Origin of the sequence: Geodermatophilus sabuli, from assembly GCF_900215145.1 — a bacterium.
Taxonomy (GTDB): Bacteria; Actinomycetota; Actinomycetes; order Mycobacteriales; family Geodermatophilaceae; genus Geodermatophilus; species Geodermatophilus sabuli.
The window spans coordinates 58,096-74,959 of the sequence record NZ_OBDO01000002.1 but is presented as its reverse complement, the minus strand read 5'-3'; the positions used below and the strand labels follow the sequence as shown (position 1 = coordinate 74,959).

14 protein-coding genes and 1 pseudogene are annotated in these 16,864 nt (G+C 74.5%); 7 read left to right on the top strand and 8 right to left on the bottom strand.

The genetic code is table 11. The features are described from left to right. The first annotated feature begins 70 nt into the window (after window positions 1-70). Window positions 71-1,528 (top strand): tannase/feruloyl esterase family alpha/beta hydrolase, encoded by a 1,458-nt coding sequence (locus tag CRP39_RS05890; protein ID WP_172442311.1) that lies wholly within the window; start codon window positions 71-73, stop codon window positions 1,526-1,528. Window positions 1,529-1,682: 154 nt separating this feature from the next. On the opposite strand, the gene CRP39_RS05885 is transcribed toward CRP39_RS05890, so the two are convergent. After that, window positions 1,683-3,737: a sensor domain-containing diguanylate cyclase gene (locus CRP39_RS05885; protein WP_097205303.1), complete on the bottom strand. Its 2,055-nt coding sequence runs from the start codon at window positions 3,735-3,737 to the stop codon at window positions 1,683-1,685. 222 nt (window positions 3,738-3,959) lie between these two features. Here CRP39_RS05885 and CRP39_RS28225 point away from each other — a divergent pair. Further along, window positions 3,960-4,052: pseudogene (locus tag CRP39_RS28225) on the top strand (DUF4396 domain-containing protein); the annotation flags it as partial. A gap of 166 nt (window positions 4,053-4,218) precedes the next feature. Here the strand turns inward: CRP39_RS28225 and CRP39_RS26680 are convergent. Continuing rightward, on the bottom strand, window positions 4,219-4,365 hold the full coding sequence (locus CRP39_RS26680) for a hypothetical protein (RefSeq protein WP_172442310.1): 147 nt from the start codon (window positions 4,363-4,365) through the stop codon (window positions 4,219-4,221). A 135-nt stretch (window positions 4,366-4,500) separates the two neighbouring features. After that, window positions 4,501-6,210, bottom strand: coding sequence for a phosphoenolpyruvate--protein phosphotransferase (locus CRP39_RS05870; RefSeq protein ID WP_097205300.1), 1,710 nt, complete (start codon window positions 6,208-6,210; stop codon window positions 4,501-4,503). Between the two features lie 163 nt (window positions 6,211-6,373). Between CRP39_RS05870 and CRP39_RS05865 the strand changes: the two genes are divergently transcribed. Genes CRP39_RS05865 through CRP39_RS05850 form a run of 4 tightly spaced genes read left to right on the top strand, consistent with a single transcriptional unit; the run spans window position 6,374 to window position 10,620 of the window. Then, a complete protein-coding gene (locus CRP39_RS05865) occupies window positions 6,374-7,141 on the top strand; it encodes a DeoR/GlpR family DNA-binding transcription regulator (protein WP_097205298.1) in 768 nt (255 codons plus the stop codon). Continuing rightward, the gene (locus CRP39_RS05860) at window positions 7,138-8,172 is read left to right on the top strand and encodes a 1-phosphofructokinase family hexose kinase (protein ID WP_172442309.1); all 1,035 of its coding nucleotides are present in this window, start codon (window positions 7,138-7,140) and stop codon (window positions 8,170-8,172) included. The genes CRP39_RS05865 and CRP39_RS05860 overlap by 4 nt, the downstream gene beginning before the upstream one ends. 22 nt (window positions 8,173-8,194) lie before the next feature. Continuing rightward, the gene (locus tag CRP39_RS05855; RefSeq protein ID WP_097205296.1) at window positions 8,195-10,315 is read left to right on the top strand and encodes a PTS fructose transporter subunit IIABC; all 2,121 of its coding nucleotides are present in this window, start codon (window positions 8,195-8,197) and stop codon (window positions 10,313-10,315) included. A 44-nt stretch (window positions 10,316-10,359) separates the two neighbouring features. Next, a complete protein-coding gene (locus tag CRP39_RS05850) occupies window positions 10,360-10,620 on the top strand; it encodes an HPr family phosphocarrier protein (protein ID WP_097205295.1) in 261 nt (86 codons plus the stop codon). 73 nt (window positions 10,621-10,693) lie between these two features. On the opposite strand, the gene CRP39_RS05845 is transcribed toward CRP39_RS05850, so the two are convergent. From CRP39_RS05845 to pdhA, 5 genes are all read right to left on the bottom strand, one after another. Continuing rightward, on the bottom strand, window positions 10,694-11,161 hold the full coding sequence (locus CRP39_RS05845) for an SRPBCC family protein (RefSeq protein ID WP_097205293.1): 468 nt from the start codon (window positions 11,159-11,161) through the stop codon (window positions 10,694-10,696). 75 nt (window positions 11,162-11,236) lie between these two features. Next, window positions 11,237-12,406, bottom strand: a complete 1,170-nt coding sequence (locus tag CRP39_RS05840) for an AGE family epimerase/isomerase (protein ID WP_097205292.1) — start codon at window positions 12,404-12,406, stop codon at window positions 11,237-11,239. 4 nt (window positions 12,407-12,410) lie between these two features. Then, window positions 12,411-13,889, bottom strand: coding sequence for a dihydrolipoamide acetyltransferase family protein (locus CRP39_RS05835; RefSeq protein WP_097205290.1), 1,479 nt, complete (start codon window positions 13,887-13,889; stop codon window positions 12,411-12,413). Window positions 13,890-13,891: 2 nt separating this feature from the next. Then, window positions 13,892-14,872, bottom strand: coding sequence for an alpha-ketoacid dehydrogenase subunit beta (locus CRP39_RS05830; protein ID WP_097205288.1), 981 nt, complete (start codon window positions 14,870-14,872; stop codon window positions 13,892-13,894). Further along, window positions 14,872-16,011, bottom strand: coding sequence for a pyruvate dehydrogenase (acetyl-transferring) E1 component subunit alpha (gene pdhA, locus CRP39_RS05825; protein WP_245853628.1), 1,140 nt, complete (start codon window positions 16,009-16,011; stop codon window positions 14,872-14,874). The genes CRP39_RS05830 and pdhA overlap by 1 nt, the downstream gene beginning before the upstream one ends. A 213-nt stretch (window positions 16,012-16,224) precedes the next feature. Here pdhA and CRP39_RS05820 point away from each other — a divergent pair, with 213 nt between their 5' ends. Next, a complete protein-coding gene (locus tag CRP39_RS05820) occupies window positions 16,225-16,698 on the top strand; it encodes an Lrp/AsnC family transcriptional regulator (protein ID WP_216359630.1) in 474 nt (157 codons plus the stop codon). The last annotated feature ends 166 nt before the right edge of the window (window positions 16,699-16,864 follow it).

Sequence of the window (16,864 nt, the reverse complement as noted above, 5' to 3'; positions counted from 1 at the left end):
GGCCCGCGCCGACACCTCCGAGCACCGGTGTGAGTCCCTCGCCGATCGTGACATGCCAGAGGTGACCGGGATGTCGGCGGAACTGATCACGTCCGGCACGTTCGTGGACCCCGAGGGCGAGGGTCAGGACCAGGAGGACCTACCCGAGTTCTGCCGTGTCGCCTTGACGGTGGACCCGCAGATCAACATCGAGGTGTGGCTCCCGACGGAGAACTACAACGGGCGCTTCCAGGCCGTGGGCAACGGCTACTTCGCTGGGTTCATCGCCTACGACTCGATGGGTCCGGCGCTGCGCGCCGGGTATGCGACGGCGTCGACGGACACGGGACACCCGGAGACGGGCACCAGCGGCGCATGGGCCATGACGGACGACGGCGAGCAGAACTGGCAGCTCATCGAGGACTTCGCCTCCCGCGCCCTCATGGAACTCACGACGAAGTCGCAGGATCTCGTCCGGGCCTTCTACCGTGACGAGCCGGAGTACTCGTACTGGACAGGATGCTCCACCGGCGGCCGGCAGGGGATGATGCTGGCTCAACGGATGCCGGGTGCGTACGACGGCATCCTGTCCGAGGCACCGGCGATCAACTGGGACCGCTTCCTCGTGGCCGAGATGTGGCCTCAGGTGGTCATGCACCAGGATCTCGGCGGCCCCATCCCGACCTGCAAGCTGGAACTCGCAACGCAAGCAGCGGTGGAGCACTGCGACGCGCTGGACGGTGTCCAGGACGGGTTGTTGGAGGATCCGCGGCGTTGCGACTTCGACCCCGCGACGCTGGTCGGTCAGGAGACTCCCTGTGGTGTCGTCACCGAGGCGGAGGCTGCGGCGCTCCAGAAGATCTGGGATGGCCCGCGGGCGGCCGACGGCTCGTTCCTGTGGTACGGGCTCGAGCCGGGGGCGCCGCTCGGTGACGACCCCGCGGGTGTCGGCTCCAGGGGAGGCGTCTGGGAGCCGGGCGGCCCGGGATGGGACCGGCTGGCCGGGACGAACCCCTTCCTGGTCAGCGATGAGTACATCAAGTACTTCGTTCTCGCCGATCCCGACTGGGACTACCGGACGCTGACGTACGAGGGGTTCGAGCAGGTGTTCCGTCAGTCGCAGGAGATGTTCAACGACGTCATCGGCACGGATGACCCGGATCTGTCCGAGTTCCGGGACGCCGGCAACAAGGTGCTCCTGTGGCACGGTTGGGATGACCGCATGATCTTCCCCATGGGCACGGTCGACTACTACGAACGCGTCCAGGACGAGTTGGGCGGTGACGTGACCGACTTCGCCCGGTTGTTCATGGCTCCCGGCGTCGACCACTGTGCGGGTGGGCCTGGCCCACAGCCGGTGGACCCGTTCGAGGCGCTCGTGAACTGGGTGGAGAAGGGCGAAGCCCCCGAGCAGCTGCTGGCGTCCGGGTCGGGCGAGGACGACCAGGTCGTGCGGACCCGGCCGCTGTGTCTGTACCCGGCGGTGGCTCGGTACACCGGTGAGGGCAGCACCGATGAGGCAGCCAACTTCGAGTGCGTCCTCCGGTGAGCTGCTGGCGGTGACGGCAACGGACACCCGCTCCTGGAGCGGGACGGGCGGTTCCGGCTTCCCGGTCGGTTGAGTCACCGCTCCACCCGACAGGTGGCAGGGCTGCACATCATGCGCAGCCCTGCCACCACAGGCTCGTCCGGACACGGGTCCTTCAGCCCTCGGCGTCCTCCGCACGGGTTCGGCCGGCGTGCTTGACCCGGTACATCGCCGCGTCCGCGTCGCGCAGCAGCGCGTCGGCCCGGCCCCATTCCCCGCTGTGGACGGCGACGCCGACGCTGGTGCCGACCGCGACCTGGGCGCCGTCGAGCCGGAACGTCTCGTCGAAGCAGCCGTGCACGCGGGCCACGACGCGGTCGGCGTCCTCGGGGTGGGCGAGTCCGGGGAGGATGACGGCGAACTCGTCGCCGGAGAGCCGCCCGACGGTGTCGCCCGGGCGCACCGCCGCCCGCAGCCGGGCCGAGACCTGGCGGAGCAGTTCATCGCCGGCCGCGTGCCCGTACGAGTCGTTGACCGCCTTGAACCGGTCGAGGTCGCAGAAGAGCACGGCGACGTGCTGGCCGGGGCCGGCGGCGGCGAGGGCGCTGCCCAGCCGGTCGAGGAAGAGCACCCGGTTGGGCAGGCCGGTGAGCGCGTCGTGGGTGGCCTGGTGCCGGACCGTCTCCAGCAGCCGGGCCTTCTGCAGCGCCGTCGACGCCTGGTCACCGACGCCGCGCAGGCGGGCCAGCACGTCGCCGTCCAGCCGCGGGGTGACCCGGTCGGCCGCCCAGCCGGCCGTCGCGACGCCGAGGAAGGTCCGCCCGGACAGCACCGGGACGGCGACCGCGCGGGCGACCCCCAGGGCGGTCAGCAGCTGGCCCAGGCCGGGGCTGGCGGTCGCAGGGTCGAGGAAGCGCGGCTCGCGGTCGGTCAGCATGCCGACCAGCTCCGGGGTGTCCTCGGCCTGGAGCGTGGTCGCCATCAGCGTGTCGTGCCGGGTCCCCGGGGAGCCGGCGGCCGCGGCGGGGACCAGCGATCCGCTCCCCGGCTCCCACAGCAGCATCGCGCCGCTGTCGCACCCCACGATGCGGGGCAGCGCCCCGGCGACACCGCGGCAGACGGCGGCGGCGTCCTCGGTCTGCGCCAGCTCGTGGGCCAGGGTGAGGAGCGCCCCGGCCCGGGATGCCTCCTGCCGGGCGCTCCCCAGGGCGAGGAGCAGGTCCAGCGCGCCGGCGGCGTGCCCGGCGTAGGCGGCCAGCATCTGCCGCTCGTGCCCGAGTGGCCCGTCGCCGGGCCGGTAGACCGACGCGAGCCGGCCGTGGGTCCGCCGGGCGGAGACCACGTCGACCGCGACGACGTTCGGCCCCGGATCGCCGCCGGACAGCAGCACGTCGACCAGTCCGGCGACCACCGCCTCCGGCAGTCCCGCGCTGTGCACCAGCGGCGGGCCCCCGGCCGGGTCGTGGGCGGCGAGCACGTGGCCGGGCGCCAGGACCGCCTCGGCGGCGCGGGCCACGATGCGCTCCAGGGCGGAGTCGACGTCGCCACTGGACACCAGGTCCGTGGCGGCGGACTGCAGGACCCTGAGCTGCTCGCGCAGGGCGTCGAGCTCGGGCACCACCGACCGGTGGTCCCGACGGAACCGGCGACGGCGCTCCCACGTCACGTGGTACAGGCACGCCGGGTGGCCGTCCGACTCGCACGCGTCGTGCCGCACCTCGGCGGGGGCGCAGCCGAAGATCGTCGGGATCATCGTGATGAGGCCGCGGGCGTAGTCGCAGTCCAGCCGTGAGTGCACGTACCCGGGGTGCAGCGTGAACCGGATCGTCGCCGTCGTGGCCCCGGCCTCGAGGACCTCCATCGTGGAGGTGGTGGAGAACTTGGCCACCGCCCGTGGCAGCTGCCGGTACACCTGCCGGGGCGAGCCCATGGCGCGGATGAGCAGGATCACCGCGGGGTTGACGCCGTGGGTCACCGCACCGCACCCGATCCGGAACATCGCCCGTGGGTCGCCCAGCAGCTCCGTGGCGGCGGCGAACAGCCGGATGCGGGTGTCGTAGCTGGACCAGTGCGCGGCGCTGGAGAGCTCCCCGGCGCTGAACGGCACACCCGACCGCCGCAGCACCTCCGCGACCGCCGCCTCGCCGGCCTCGGCGCGCACGAAGGCGAGGACGAGCCCAGTGGTGGCCCCGGAGGTCTCGCGGGCCTCCTCAGGGGGAACGGTGTTCATCGGGCCCCCACCCCCTGGCGGTGCCCGGCGGCGCGGCGGCCCTGAGTCCTCACAGCCGGTCGATCGGCAACTGCGTCCGGGCGATTGAGCGGAACGCCCCCAAGGAGGGAGGCGCCGGCACCACCACGCCCGGGCTGCACGACCAACACGGAGCCCACCATCAGCACGACCAGCGCGACCCCGCCGCCCGGGCACCCGACGAGCACGCCCACGGCGGCGGTCATGGAGGTCGTCGACAACACCGCCATGGTCTCCGTGCCCGGCGCCATGGACGCCGGCGTCACCAGCGCCCTCTTCTGGCTGGCCCTGGCCGGCTCGCTGGCGGTCGCCTTCGTGGTCACCCTGCCGGTCAACCGCGCGATGATCACCCGCGGCAGGGAGCACGCGTCGTCCACGGGATGCACTGAGGACCGCACCCCGGACGGCAGACGACCCCGGTCTCCAGGACGGAGGCCGGGGTCGTGCGGATGTCGCGGCGGACTCAGCGGTAGAGGCCGCTGCCGTTCGCCATCGTCAGCAGCTCGTCGCGCATGGACGGGCTGCTGCTGCGCGCGAGGGCGCGCTCCAGCGCCCGGCGCGTGCGCGCCGCCTGCCGACGCTGCCGCCAGCTGGAGGTCACGGTGCTCATCGCCTGATGCCTTCTCTCGGTTCTCGGGGTCTCTCACCTGGAGTAAAGCAGGCGAGGGCCGCGATATTCCGACGATTGCGAGGGTGATGCACCTGACACGGCGACGGATCCTCACTCCGCGGGGTGAGTTGCGCCTCAGTCGACGGCGAGCACCGACCGCGCGGCCGCCCGGGCCGCCTGCGGCTCGTCGGCCGCCAGGGCGCCCTCGGCGGCCCGCCGACAGGCGTCGAGGTCCACCGTGGCCAGGCGCGCGCCCACGCCGGCGATCGACGACGCGGCGCACGACAGCGAGGTGACGCCGAGACCGACGAGGACGCACGCCAGCAGCGGGTCGGCCGCCGCCTCGCCGCAGACACCGACCGGCCGGCCGGCCCGGGCACCGGCGGCCGCGGTGATCCGGACCAGCTCCAGCAGGGCCGGCTGCCACGGGTCGGTGAGGTCGGCGAGGTCGGCGGACAGCCGGTCGGCGGCGAGCGTGTACTGCGACAGGTCGTTGGTGCCGATCGACAGGAAGTCCACGTGCTGGAGCAACCGGTCGGCCTGCAGCGCCGCCGACGGCACCTCGATCATCACGCCGGGCACGAGTCCGCGTTCGCGCACCAGCCGGGCGAAGCCCGCCGCCTCCGGGACCGTCGCCACCATCGGCGCCATCACCCAGGGCTCCGTGCCGGTCCGCCGGGCGGCCTCGGCGATCGCGTCGAGCTGCCGTTCCAGCAGGCCCGGGTCGCGGCGGGCGTTGCGCAGGCCCCGGACGCCGAGCGCCGGGTTGGCCTCGTCCGGGGCCGTCGCGAACGCCAGCGGCTTGTCCGACCCCGCGTCCAGGGTGCGGACGACGACCCGCCGGTCCGCGAAGGCGGTGAGCACCTCGGCGTACCCGCGGGCCTGCTCCTCGACCGAGGGCTCCTCGGCGCGGCCGAGGAAGGCGAGCTCGGTGCGGAGCAGGCCGACCCCCTCGGCGTGCGCGGCCACGGCGGCCCGCGCCCCGGCGCCGTCCTGCACGTTGGCGAGCACCTTGACCGCCACGCCGTCCCGGGTGGTCCCGGGACCGCGGTAGCCGGCGAGGGCCGCGGCCGCGGCCCGGGAGGCCTCGACCCGGGTGCGCGCGTCCTCGGGGTCGGGGTCGACGGTCACCGTGCCCTGCTCGCCGTCGAGCAGGACGGTCGCGCCGGCCGGGACGTCGTCGAGGCCGCCCACCGCGACCACGCAGGGCAGGCCGAGCTGGCGGGCGATGATCGCGGTGTGGCTGGTCGTGCCGCCCAGGCGGGTGGCCAGGCCGAGCACGCGGGCCGGGTCGAGGCCCGCGGTGTCGGCGGGCGCCAGGTCGTCGGCGAGCAGTACCGACGGGACGGCCGGGCTGGGCACGCCCGGCTCTCCCTGCCCGGTCAGCTCGGCGACGATCCGGTCGCGGATGTCCCGGACGTCGGTGACCCGCTCGGCCATGAGCCCGCCGAGCCCGGTGAACAGGTCGACGAACTGCTGGGCGGCCTGCACGGTGGCGACGGCGGCGGGGGCGCCGGCGTCGATGCGCTGCTCGACGGCCGACAGCAGGCCACGGTCCCGGGCGAGACCTGCGGTGGCGGCGAGCACCTCGGCGCTGACCCCCGTGGCGCCGGCCGCGCGCTCGGCCAGCCGGTCGGCGACCACGCCGGCGGCGGCGGCGAAGCGCGACCGCTCCCCCGCCCGCTCGTCCTCGCGCACGACCGCCCCGTCGTCGGCAGGGAGGCGCACCGCGCCGGACGGGCGCACGACCGGGCCGTACGCGACGCCGGGGACGACCGGCGTGCCGGGGAGCACGGTCGGCCCGCCGGTGGTGGGGAGGGCGGTGCCCGGAGCGGTGGTGGACATGAGTACCTGCCTGGGAGATGAGGGGGACAGGAGCGCGGCGGACGCCGTCGTCCTCCGGTGACCACCGTCACGGAAATGTGTTGACTTGTCAATGGATCACACGTAGAACAACAGCATCACAACCACAAACCCACACAGTCGGGCAATCGAGAGGGGGCGGAGCGTGTACGCAGAAGAACGCCAGCAGGCGATCGCCAGGCTGGTCGCCGACCGCGGCCGCGTCGCGGTGACCGCGCTCGCCGAGGAGTTCGGCGTCACCACCGAGACGGTGCGCCGCGACCTCGCCGTCCTCGAGCGGACCGGGATGCTCCGCCGCGTGCACGGCGGCGCCGTGCCGGCCGGGGCGCTCACCTACGTCGAGACCGCCCTCGGCGAGCGGCACGGCACCCGCAGCGAGCAGAAGCGGAAGATCGCCGCCGCTGCCGTCGACCTGCTGCCGGGAGTCGACGGCAGCCTGCTCCTGGACGGCGGCAGCTCCACCGCCGCGCTGGCCGAACTGCTGCCGGGCGACCGACGGCTGTTCGTCGCCACGCACTCCGTCCCCATCGCTGCCCGCGTGGGCACCCTGCCCGGCCTCTCGCTCTACGTCATCGGCGGTCGGGTCCGCGGCATCACCCAGTGCGCGGTCGGTGAGCAGGCCGTCAGCACCCTGGCCGACCTGCGGGTCGACGTCGCCTTCCTCGGCAGCAACGGGGTCTCCCCGGAACACGGCTTCTCCACGCCCGACGAGGCCGAGGCGTCGGTCAAGCGCGCCATGACCCGCGCCGGCCAGAAGGTCGTCGTCCTGGCCGACAGCAGCAAGCTGGGCCGCGAGCACCTGGTCCGCTTCGCCGCCCCGGCCGACGTCGACGTCCTGGTGACCGACTCCGACGCCGACCCCGCCGCGGTCGCCCGCCTGGAGGCCGCCGGCGTCGAGGTCGTGGTCGCGTGAGCACGCCGGCCGGCCGGATCGTCACCCTGACCGCGAACCCGAGCCTGGACCGCACCCTCGCGCTGCCCGGCCCGCTGGAGCGCGGCGGCGTCGTCCGGCTCGCGCCCAGCTCCACCGAGCCGGGCGGCAAGGGCGTCAACGTCGCGCGGGCGGTCGCCGCGGCCGGGGCGGACGTGGTGACCGTCCTCCCCGCGGGCGACGACGACCCGATCGTCGCCGCGCTGCACCGGCTGGGCCTGCCGCTGGCGTCGGTGCCGGTCGACAGCCCGGTGCGCACCAACTACACGCTGGCCGAGCCGGACGGGACGACGACGAAGCTCAACGAGCCCGGCGCCGCGCTGGACGCCGGCACCCGCGCCGCGCTGGCTGCCGTCCTGCACCAGCACGCCGCCGGCGCGCGCTGGGTGGTGCTGTCCGGGTCGCTGCCGCCGGGCACGCCGGTCGCCTGGTACGCCGACCTGGTCCGCGCCCTGCGCGACACCGGCGCGCGCATCGCCGTCGACACCTCCGAGGCCCCGCTGCTGGCCCTGCTGGGAGCCGGCCCGGACGCCGCGCCGGACCTGCTCAAGCCCAACGCCGAGGAGCTCGCCCAGCTGACCGGGGCCACCGAGGCGGAGCTGACCGCCGATCCCGACGCCGCCCTGGCCGCCGTCGCGACGCTGCACGAGCGCGGCGTCGCGGAGGTCCTGCTGACCCTGGGGGGCGACGGCGCCCTGCTGTCCGGCCCCGAGGGCGTGTGGTCGGCGACCCCGCCGCCGACCACCGTGCGCAGCACGGTCGGCGCCGGGGACTGCAGCCTCGCCGGCCACCTGCTCGCCGACCTCGCCGGCGCGCCGGCCGCCGAACGGCTGCGCTCCGCCGTCGCCTACGGGGCCGCCAGCGCGTCCCTGCCCGGCTCCGCCGTCCCCACCCCGGCCCAGGTCGACCCCGCCGCCGTCGCGGTCACCGCCGTCCGCGGCCCCGTGCCTCCCCCCGCACCGCCCGGCACGTCCCGCACCACCGTCCCGGCCGCCGGCCGCGACGTCCGCTGACGCCCTCCCGGAGAGGCACGCCATGCCCGACCTGATCACCCCCGACCTGGTGACGCTCGACGCCGACCTCGGCGCCGACAAGCACACGGTCGTCCGCCGGCTGGCCGCGCTGGTCGCCGCCTCCGGCCGGGCCACCGGCGCCGACGGCCTCGCCGACGACGCGCTGGCCCGCGAGGCCCAGGCGGCCACCGGCCTGCCCGGCGGCATAGCGATCCCGCACTGCCGCTCCGAGGCGGTGACCGATGCGTCGCTGGCCTTCGCCCGCCTCTCGCCGAAGGTCGACTTCGGCGCCCCCGACGGCCCGGCGGACCTGGTCTTCCTGATCGCCGCACCCGCCCACGGGGACGCCGACCACCTGACGCTGCTGACCGCCCTGGCCCGCGCGCTGGTGCGGCCGGAGTTCGTCGCCTCGCTGCGCGCCGCGGGCTCCGACGCCGACGTCGTCCGGCTGGTGCAGGAGGTCGTGGCACCCGAGCCGGCCGCCGCCCCCGTCGGGTCCCCGGCCGGTGCCCCGGCGCCCACCCCGGCCCCGCCCGCCCAGCCCGAGGCCGCCGCGGCACGCCGCAGCCTCGTGGTGGTCAGCGCCTGCCCGACCGGCATCGCCCACACCTACATGGCCGCCGACAAGCTCACCGCCGCGGCCGAGGCCGCCGGGGTGGACGTCCACGTCGAGACCCAGGGCTCCTCGGGCTCCACGCCGCTGCGCCCCGACGTCGTCCGCGCCGCCGACGCGGTCATCTTCGCCGTGGACGTGGGCGTGAAGGACCGGGAGCGGTTCGCCGGCAAGCCCCTCGTCCAGTCCGGCACCAAGCGGGCCATCAACGAGCCCGACGTCATGATCCGCGAGGCGCTGGCCGCGGCCGACGACCCGAACGCCCGTCGGGTGCCCGGCGGCGGTGCCGCGGGTGAGGCCTCCGCCGCGGCGTCGTCCGCGGGCGGGCCGAGCACCGGCGCGGAGATCCGCCGCTGGCTGCTGACCGGCGTCAGCTACATGATCCCGTTCGTCGCCGCGGGTGGCCTGCTCATCGCGCTGGGCTTCCTCTTCGGCGGCTACCAGATCGTCAACCCCGACCCGGCGTCGGACGCGGGCGACAGCTACGCGCTGAACTGGGTCCTCAACAACACGTTCCTCAACCTGCCCGACAGCCCGACGCTCGAGGGACTCAACGACGGCTTCTGGGGCTACCTCGGCGCGATCTGCACCGTCCTCGGCCAGGCGGCGTTCGGCTTCCTGGTGCCGGCGCTGGCCGGGTACATCGCCTACGCGATCGCCGACCGCCCGGGCATCGCCCCCGGCTTCGTCATCGGCGCGGTGTCCCTGACCGTCGGCGCCGGCTTCCTGGGTGGCCTGGTGGGCGGCATCCTCGCCGGCCTGGTGGCCCTGTGGATCAGCCGGTGGAAGCTGCCCACCGGCGTTCGCGGCCTGCAGCCGGTGGTCATCATCCCGCTGCTCGCGACCCTGATCTCCAGCGGGATCATGGTCGCAGTGCTCGGCCGCCCGCTGGCTGCCGCCCTCGAGGGCCTGGGCAACTGGCTGAACGGCCTCAGCGGCACCTCCGCGATCCTGCTGGGGATCATCCTCGGCCTGATGATGTGCTTCGACCTGGGTGGCCCGGTGAACAAGTCGGCCTACCTGTTCGCCACCGCGGGCCTGGCCTCGCAGACCAGCGGGTCGCTCGTCATCATGGCCACGGTCATGGCCGCCGGCATGGTGCCCCCGCTGGCGATGGCGCTGAGCACGGCGATCCGGCCGAAGCTCTACACCCCGGCCGAGCGGGACAACGGCAAGGCGGCCTGGCTGCTGGGCTTGTCGTTCATCTCGGAGGGCGCCATCCCGTTCGCGGCGGCCGACCCGCTGCGGGTCATCCCCTCGATGATGCTGGGCGGCGCCGCGACGGGCGCGATCGTCGCGGCGAGCGGCGTGGAGCTGCGGGCTCCGCACGGCGGCATCTTCGTGTTCTTCGCGATGAGCAACGTGCTGGTGTTCGTGATCGCGCTGATCGTGGGGACGATCGTCGGCGGGCTCGCCGTCACGATCGCCAAGAGCATCGGCCGGCCGACGACCGAGGACGTCCCCGAGGACGCCGTGGACATGGCCCACGCCCACGTCGCCACCCCCGTCACCCAGCCGGCCCGCGCCTGACCGGGCACGCTGTCCCTGACCCGCCCCAGCAGCGAGGAGACCCCATGCCCAGTCAGACCGTCACCGTCGGATCCCGCGTCGGGCTGCACGCCCGCCCGGCCGCCCTCATCGCCGAGGCCGTCGGCAAGGCCGGGGTCCCGGTCACCCTGGCCACCGAGGGCGGCAACCCGGTGGACGCCGGCTCACCGCTGATGATCATGACGCTCGGCGCCAAGCAGGGCACGTCGGTGGTCGTGACCACCGACGACCCCGCCGTCCTCGACCAGATCGCCGGCCTGGTCGCCCAGGATCTGGACGCGGAGTAGCGCCACCCCACAGACGACGGCGCCCGTTCCCTGCAGAAGGGGGCGGGCGCCGTCACGTGGTGCAGGGTTCAGGTCACGGCTGGTCGGGCCGGGAGACCTCGCCGCGCCAGGCACCGGTCTCGGTGCCGCGGCTCTCGATGAACTCCTTGAACTTCTTCGCGTCGGCCTTCACCTGCCGGTCGTCGAAGCCCAGGGCCGCGCCGGCCTTCTCGACGATCCCGGTCGGCTCCCAGTCGATCTGGATCATCACGCGGGTCTTGGCGTCGTCGAGCCGGTGGAAGGTCACCACACCCGCGTGCTTGGCCTCGCCACTGGTGCTGGTCCAGGCCACCCGCTCCTCGGGGCGCTGCTCGGTGATCTCGGCGTCGAACTCGCGCTTCACGCCGTCGATGTTCGTGACCCAGTGGGTGTGCGTGTCGTCGAGCTGGGTGATCCGCTCGACCCCGCCCATGAACTGCGGGAAACTCTCGAACTGCGTCCACTGGTCGTAGGCCACGCGGATCGGCACGTCGACGTCGATGGCTTCCTGCACGCTGGCCACTGTCAGCTCCTCTGCTCGGGTACTGGTCGTGGACGCCCTACCCGCAGGATCCGGACGGGACACGTCCGTCGCGGCTCAGCGCAGTGTGGCCGCGACGCTCCCCCGCACCGGCCGGCCCTCGGACAGCAGCAGCATCTGGACGAGGTGGTAGGCGTCGGGCTGCCCGTCCCAGGTGCCCGAGGCGACCCGCCCGTCCGGCGTCAGCTCGTGGTGCCAGCTGCCGGTGACCGGGTCGGCGAACCGCTCCTCGCCGTGGGCCCGCCACCGTCGCGCGAGGTCGCCGTAGCGCCGGTCGCCGGTCACCCCGGCGAACGCCTCCGCCGCGGCCACCGCCTCGCACAGCACCCAGTGCATGCGGGCGCCCACGACCACGCGGTCGTCCCAGCCCAGCGTGTACGGGAAGCCGTCCGCGCCGTCAGCGGCCCAGCCGCGCGTCGCCGCCGCGTCGAACAGCGCCACCCCGTCGTCGATCAGCCAGGCCGGCGGCTCCGGCGTGACCGCGCGCAGGTGCAGCGCCAGCCTGGCCCACTCGAACTGGTGCCCGATCGTCACGCCGTACGGGCGGAAGGGGTCGGCCGGCTCGTCGCGGTTGTACTCCGGCAGCGGCGTCCAGTCGGGGGTGAAGTGCTCCGGCAACCGCCAGGCGCGCTCCCGTGCCCATCCGTGCACGACCCGCTCGGTGCTGCGGAGCGCCTGGGTGCGCAGGCGTGCCGCCCGCGGGTCGCCGTCGCCCAGCGCGTCGGCGGCGGCCAGGGACGCCTCGACGCCGTGCATGTTGGCGTTCGCCCCGCGGTAGTCCGACAGCCGCGTCCAGCCGGCGTCCCACTCCTCCACCGCCAGGCCGGCGTCGTCGTCCCAGAAGCGGGTCTGCCAGACGTCGAGCGCGTCGTCGAGCAGCTCCCGGCCGCCTGGCGCGCCGACCACGGTGGCCGTCGCCCCGGCGAGGACGACGAAGGCGTGCACGTAGGCGGACTTCGTGTCGTCCTCCGCCGTCGCGTACCAGCCGCCGCGGGCGGCGTCCCGCAGCGGGCCGTCGGTCAGCGCCTCGACACCGTGACGGACCAGTTCCCCTGCCCCGGGCCGGCCCAGCAACTGGGCCAGCCCGAAGACGTGTGTCTTGCGCGCGGTGATGAAGGTCATCAGCGGCCGCTCGGCGATGACCTGCCCGTTCCCGCCGAGGAAGCCGAACCCGCCGGGCACGGCCGAGCGCTCGGCGAAGTCCAGCAGCCGCTGCAGGTCCGTCATGCGCTCAGAACGCCAGCGCCGTGCCGGGGTCGGCGAGCAGGGCACCGACGTCGGCGAGGAACCGGCTGCCGAGCTCCCCGTCGATGACCCGGTGGTCGAAGGACAGCGCCAGCTGCGTCACCTGCCGGGGCTTGACCCTGCCCTTGTGCACCCACGGCATCTCGCGGACCGCCCCGAAGGCCAGGATCGCCGACTCCCCCGGGTTGAGGATCGGCGTGCCGCTGTCGACGCCGAACACGCCCACGTTGGTGATCGTGATCGTGCCGCCGGTCATGTCCGCCGGTGGGGTGCGGCCGGCGCGGGCGGTCTCGGTGAGCCCGGTGAGCGCGGCGGCCAGCTCCGGGAGGGACAGCCGGCCGGCGTCCTTGACGTTGGGGACGACGAGCCCGCGCGGCGTGGCCGCGGCGATGCCGAGGTTCACCTGCCCGTGGACGACGATCTCCTGCGCGGCCTCGTCCCAGGAGCTGTTCACCATGGGGTGCCGGCGCGCGGCCAGCAGCAGCGCCTTGGCCACGAACAGCAGCGGGCTGACCTTGAGTCCGGCGAACTCCGGCCGGGCGGCCAGCCGGGTGCGCAGCTTCATCATCCGCGTGACGTCGACGGTGAGGAACTCGGTGACGTGCGGAGCGGTGAAGGCGCTGGCCACCATCGCCGCGGCGGTGTGCTTGCGGACCCCCTTGACGGGGATCCGCTGCGTCTCCCCCGCCGCGACGGCGGCCACCGGGACGGCCACCGCCGTGCCGACCGCCGGGCCGCCGGCCGCCTGGCCGCCGGCCGCCGCCTCGACGTCGGCGCGGGTGATGACGCCGCCGGGGCCGCTGCCGGTCAACGCGGTGAGGTCCACGCCGAGGTCCCGGGCCAGCTTGCGGACCGGGGGCTTGGCCAGCGGGCGCAGCCGGCCCCGGCCAGGCGCGGCGACGAGCGCGGTCGCCGCCTCCTCGGCCGCGGCGTGCGCCTCGGCGGCGCGGCCGACCTCCAGCCCGCCGTGCCGCACCGGCTTGGTCCGCGCGTCGGGCGCCGTGGTGAGCAGCGGCGTGCCGCGGGAGCCGTCGTCGTCGGCGGACCCGGCCAGCGGGGTGGGCGTGGCAGCCGCGTGGACCGCCCGGCGTGGCCGCCGGCGCGCCTCGGTGGTGCGCGGGCCGTAGCCGACGAGCACCGCCGTCCGCCCGCCGGGAGCCGCTCCGCCGATCAGCCCGGCGGCTGGCTCGGCGGCGCTGTCGCCGGTCGGGGCCGCGTCCCCACCGACGTCGATGGTGATGATCGGCGTCCCGACGTCGACGGTCTCACCGGCGTCGTGCAGCAGCGCGGTGACGGTGCCGGCCCACGGCGAGGGCAGTTCGACGGCGGCCTTCGCCGTCTCGACCTCGCACAGCGGCTGGTTGACCGTGACCGTGTCGCCGACGGCGACCAGCCACTGCAGGATCTCGCCCTCGGTCAGCCCCTCGCCGACGTCCGGGAGCTTGAACTGGCGCAGCTCGGCCATCCTCAGAACCCCATCGAGCGGTCGACGGCGTCGAGCACGCGGTCGAGGTCGGGGAGGTACTCCTCCTCCAGCTTCGACGGCGGGTACGGGGTGTCGTAGCCGCCCACGCGCAGCACCGGCGCCTCCAGCGAGTGGAAGCAGGTCTCGGTGACCCGCGCGGCGATCTCCGCCCCCAGGCCCAGCGTCACCGCCGCCTCGTGGACGACGACGCAGCGCCCGGTGCGCCGCACCGAGTCGAACACCGGGTCGAGGTCGAGCGGGCTCAGCGTGCGCAGGTCGACCACCTCCAGCGAGCGGCCCTCCTCCGCGGCGGCCTCCGCGGCCTGCAGCGCCGTCTTCACCATCGGCCCGTAGGCCAGCACGGTGACGTCGTCGCCGCCGCGCACGACGCGGGAGGCGAACAGCGGCTCGGGGGTGGTGTCGGGATCGACCTCAGCCTTCTCCCAGTACCGCCGCTTGGGCTCGAGGAACACGATCGGGTCCGGGTGGGCGATCGCCTGCTGGATGCCGAAGTAGGCGTCGACCGGGTTGCTGACCGCGACGACCTTGAGCCCGGGGGTGTGCGCGAAGTAGGCCTCGGGGCTCTCGCTGTGGTGCTCGACCGCGCCGATGCCGCCGCCGAAGGGGATGCGGATGACGATCGGCATGGCCAGCTTCCCGCGGGAACGGGCGTGGATCTTGGCCACCTGGGTGACGATCTGGTTGTAGGCGGGGAAGACGAACCCGTCGAACTGGATCTCGCAGACCGGCCGGTAGCCCCGCATGGCCAGGCCGACGGCGGTGCCGAGGATGCCGGCCTCGGCCAGCGGGGTGTCGACGACGCGGTCCTCGCCGAAGTCCTTCTGCAGGCCGTCGGTGATGCGGAAGACACCGCCCAGACGGCCGATGTCCTCGCCCATGAGCACGACCTTGGCGTCGTCCTCCATCGCCTTGCGCAGGCCGAGGTTGAGCGCCTTGCCGATGGTGAGCGTCTGGGCGGCCATCAGTGCTCGCCCCCCTCGAAGCTCGCCTGGTACGCCTCGAACTCGGCCTGCTGGGCGGCCAGGTGCGGGGTCTGCTCGGCGTAGACGTGGTCGAACATCGCCGTCCCGGGCGGGTCGGGCATCTCGACGGTGCCGCGGCGGATCCGCACCGCGAGCTCGTCGGCCTCGGCCTCGACGGAGTCGAAGAAGGCGGCGTCGGCCGCGCCACTCCGGGACAGGTGGGCCTTGAGCCGGGCGATCGGGTCGCGCAGCTTCCACTCCTCCAGCTCGCTGGCCAGCCGGTAGCGGGTGGGGTCGTCGGAGGTGGTGTGCGCACCCATCCGGTAGGTGAACGCCTCGATGAACGTCGGGCCCTGCCCCTCGCGCGCGGCCTGCAGGGCGGCCCGCGTCACCGCCAGGACGGCGAGGACGTCGTTGCCGTCGACCCGGACGCCGGGGAACCCGAAGCCGGCGGCGCGCTGGTAGAGCGGGACCCGCGACTGGCGTTCCAGCGGCACGCTGATCGCGTACTGGTTGTTCTGGCAGAAGAAGACGACGGGGGCGGAGAAGCTGGCGGCCCAGATCATGGCCTCGTTGACCTCGCCCTGGCTGGTCGCGCCGTCGCCGAGGAAGGCGATCGTGGCGGTCTCCGCGCTGTCACGCTGCAGGCCCATCGCGTAGCCGGTGGCGTGCAGGGTCTGCGCGCCGATGACGACGGTGTAGAGGTTGAAGCCGGTGGCGACCGGGTCCCAGCCGCCGTTGTCCACGCCGCGGAAGAGGCTGATGACGTCCAGCGGGTCGACGCCGCGGGTCCAGGCGACACCGTGCTCGCGGTACGTGGGGAAGGCCATGTCCCCGGGCTGCAGGGCACGGCCGGCGCCGATCTGGGCGGCCTCCTGACCGAGCAGCGACGCCCAGATGCCCAGCTCGCCCTGCCGCTGCAGGGCGGTCGCCTCGACGTCCCACCGGCGGACCAGGACCAGGTCGCGGTAGAGCCCGCACAGCTCGTCGGGGGCGAGGTCCAGGGAGTACTCGGGGTGCTCGACGCGCTCACCCTCCGGCGTCAGGAGCTGCACCAGGTCCGGCTGCTGGGGCAGGTGGGGCGCCTCGGCCCCGGGGACGGGGTCGACCACCTCGGTGGTCGCGCTCGACACGCTCACGCACTCACTCCTCCGTCGACCGGGCGGCCGGGGTCGCCGGCTGCACGGTGGTGGGACGTCTCGTGGCGCCAGGGTGTGGGGCCACTCACACATCGTGGCACGGAACCCGGCTCCGCGAGAAGATCACCGCTCCGCCGAGATGCGCAAGGGCTGTCCCACCTGGTGCGCAGAATGCTCGGGAGTGGGACGTCCCCGCATGTCAGACTGAGCACCGTGCCGGCCCTCGATGCCACCGACGCCCGATTGCTGCGCGCCCTCACCGAGGACCCCCGCGCCACCGTCATGGCGCTCTCGCAGCAGCTCGGCTTGGCTCGCAACACCGTGCAGGCACGACTGTCGCGCCTGGAGAGCAGCGGCGCGCTGGCCCCGTTCGACGCCCGGGTGCACCCCGAGGCGCTGGGCTACCGGCTGGGGGCGTACGTCACGGTGCAGGTGGTGCAGCGCAGCCTGGCCGACGTCGGGGAGGCGCTGGCCCACATCCCCGAGGTGCTCGAGGTGACGGCGTTGTCGGGCGTCGCGGACCTGCTGGTGCGCGTCGTGGCCACCGACGCCGACGACCTGTGGCGGATCACCGAGCGCGTGCTGGCCATCCCCGGGGTCCAGCGCACCGACACCGCGCTCGCGCTGCGCCGCCTGGTCGACCACCGGATCGGTCCCCTGCTCGACCGGGTCGCCGGCAGCGACTGAGTGGCTGCAGGCGGTCGACGGCTGGCTCCGCGGCGTACACGCCGGGGTGCGCGGCGCCGTCGAGGGTTGCCTCGCGGACCCGGCCGGCTGACCGTCCGCCCGGACGGCGGCGCGAGCCACGACGACCACCCGGGCGGGGACCGGGGGTAGGTGCCGGAGGCCGCCG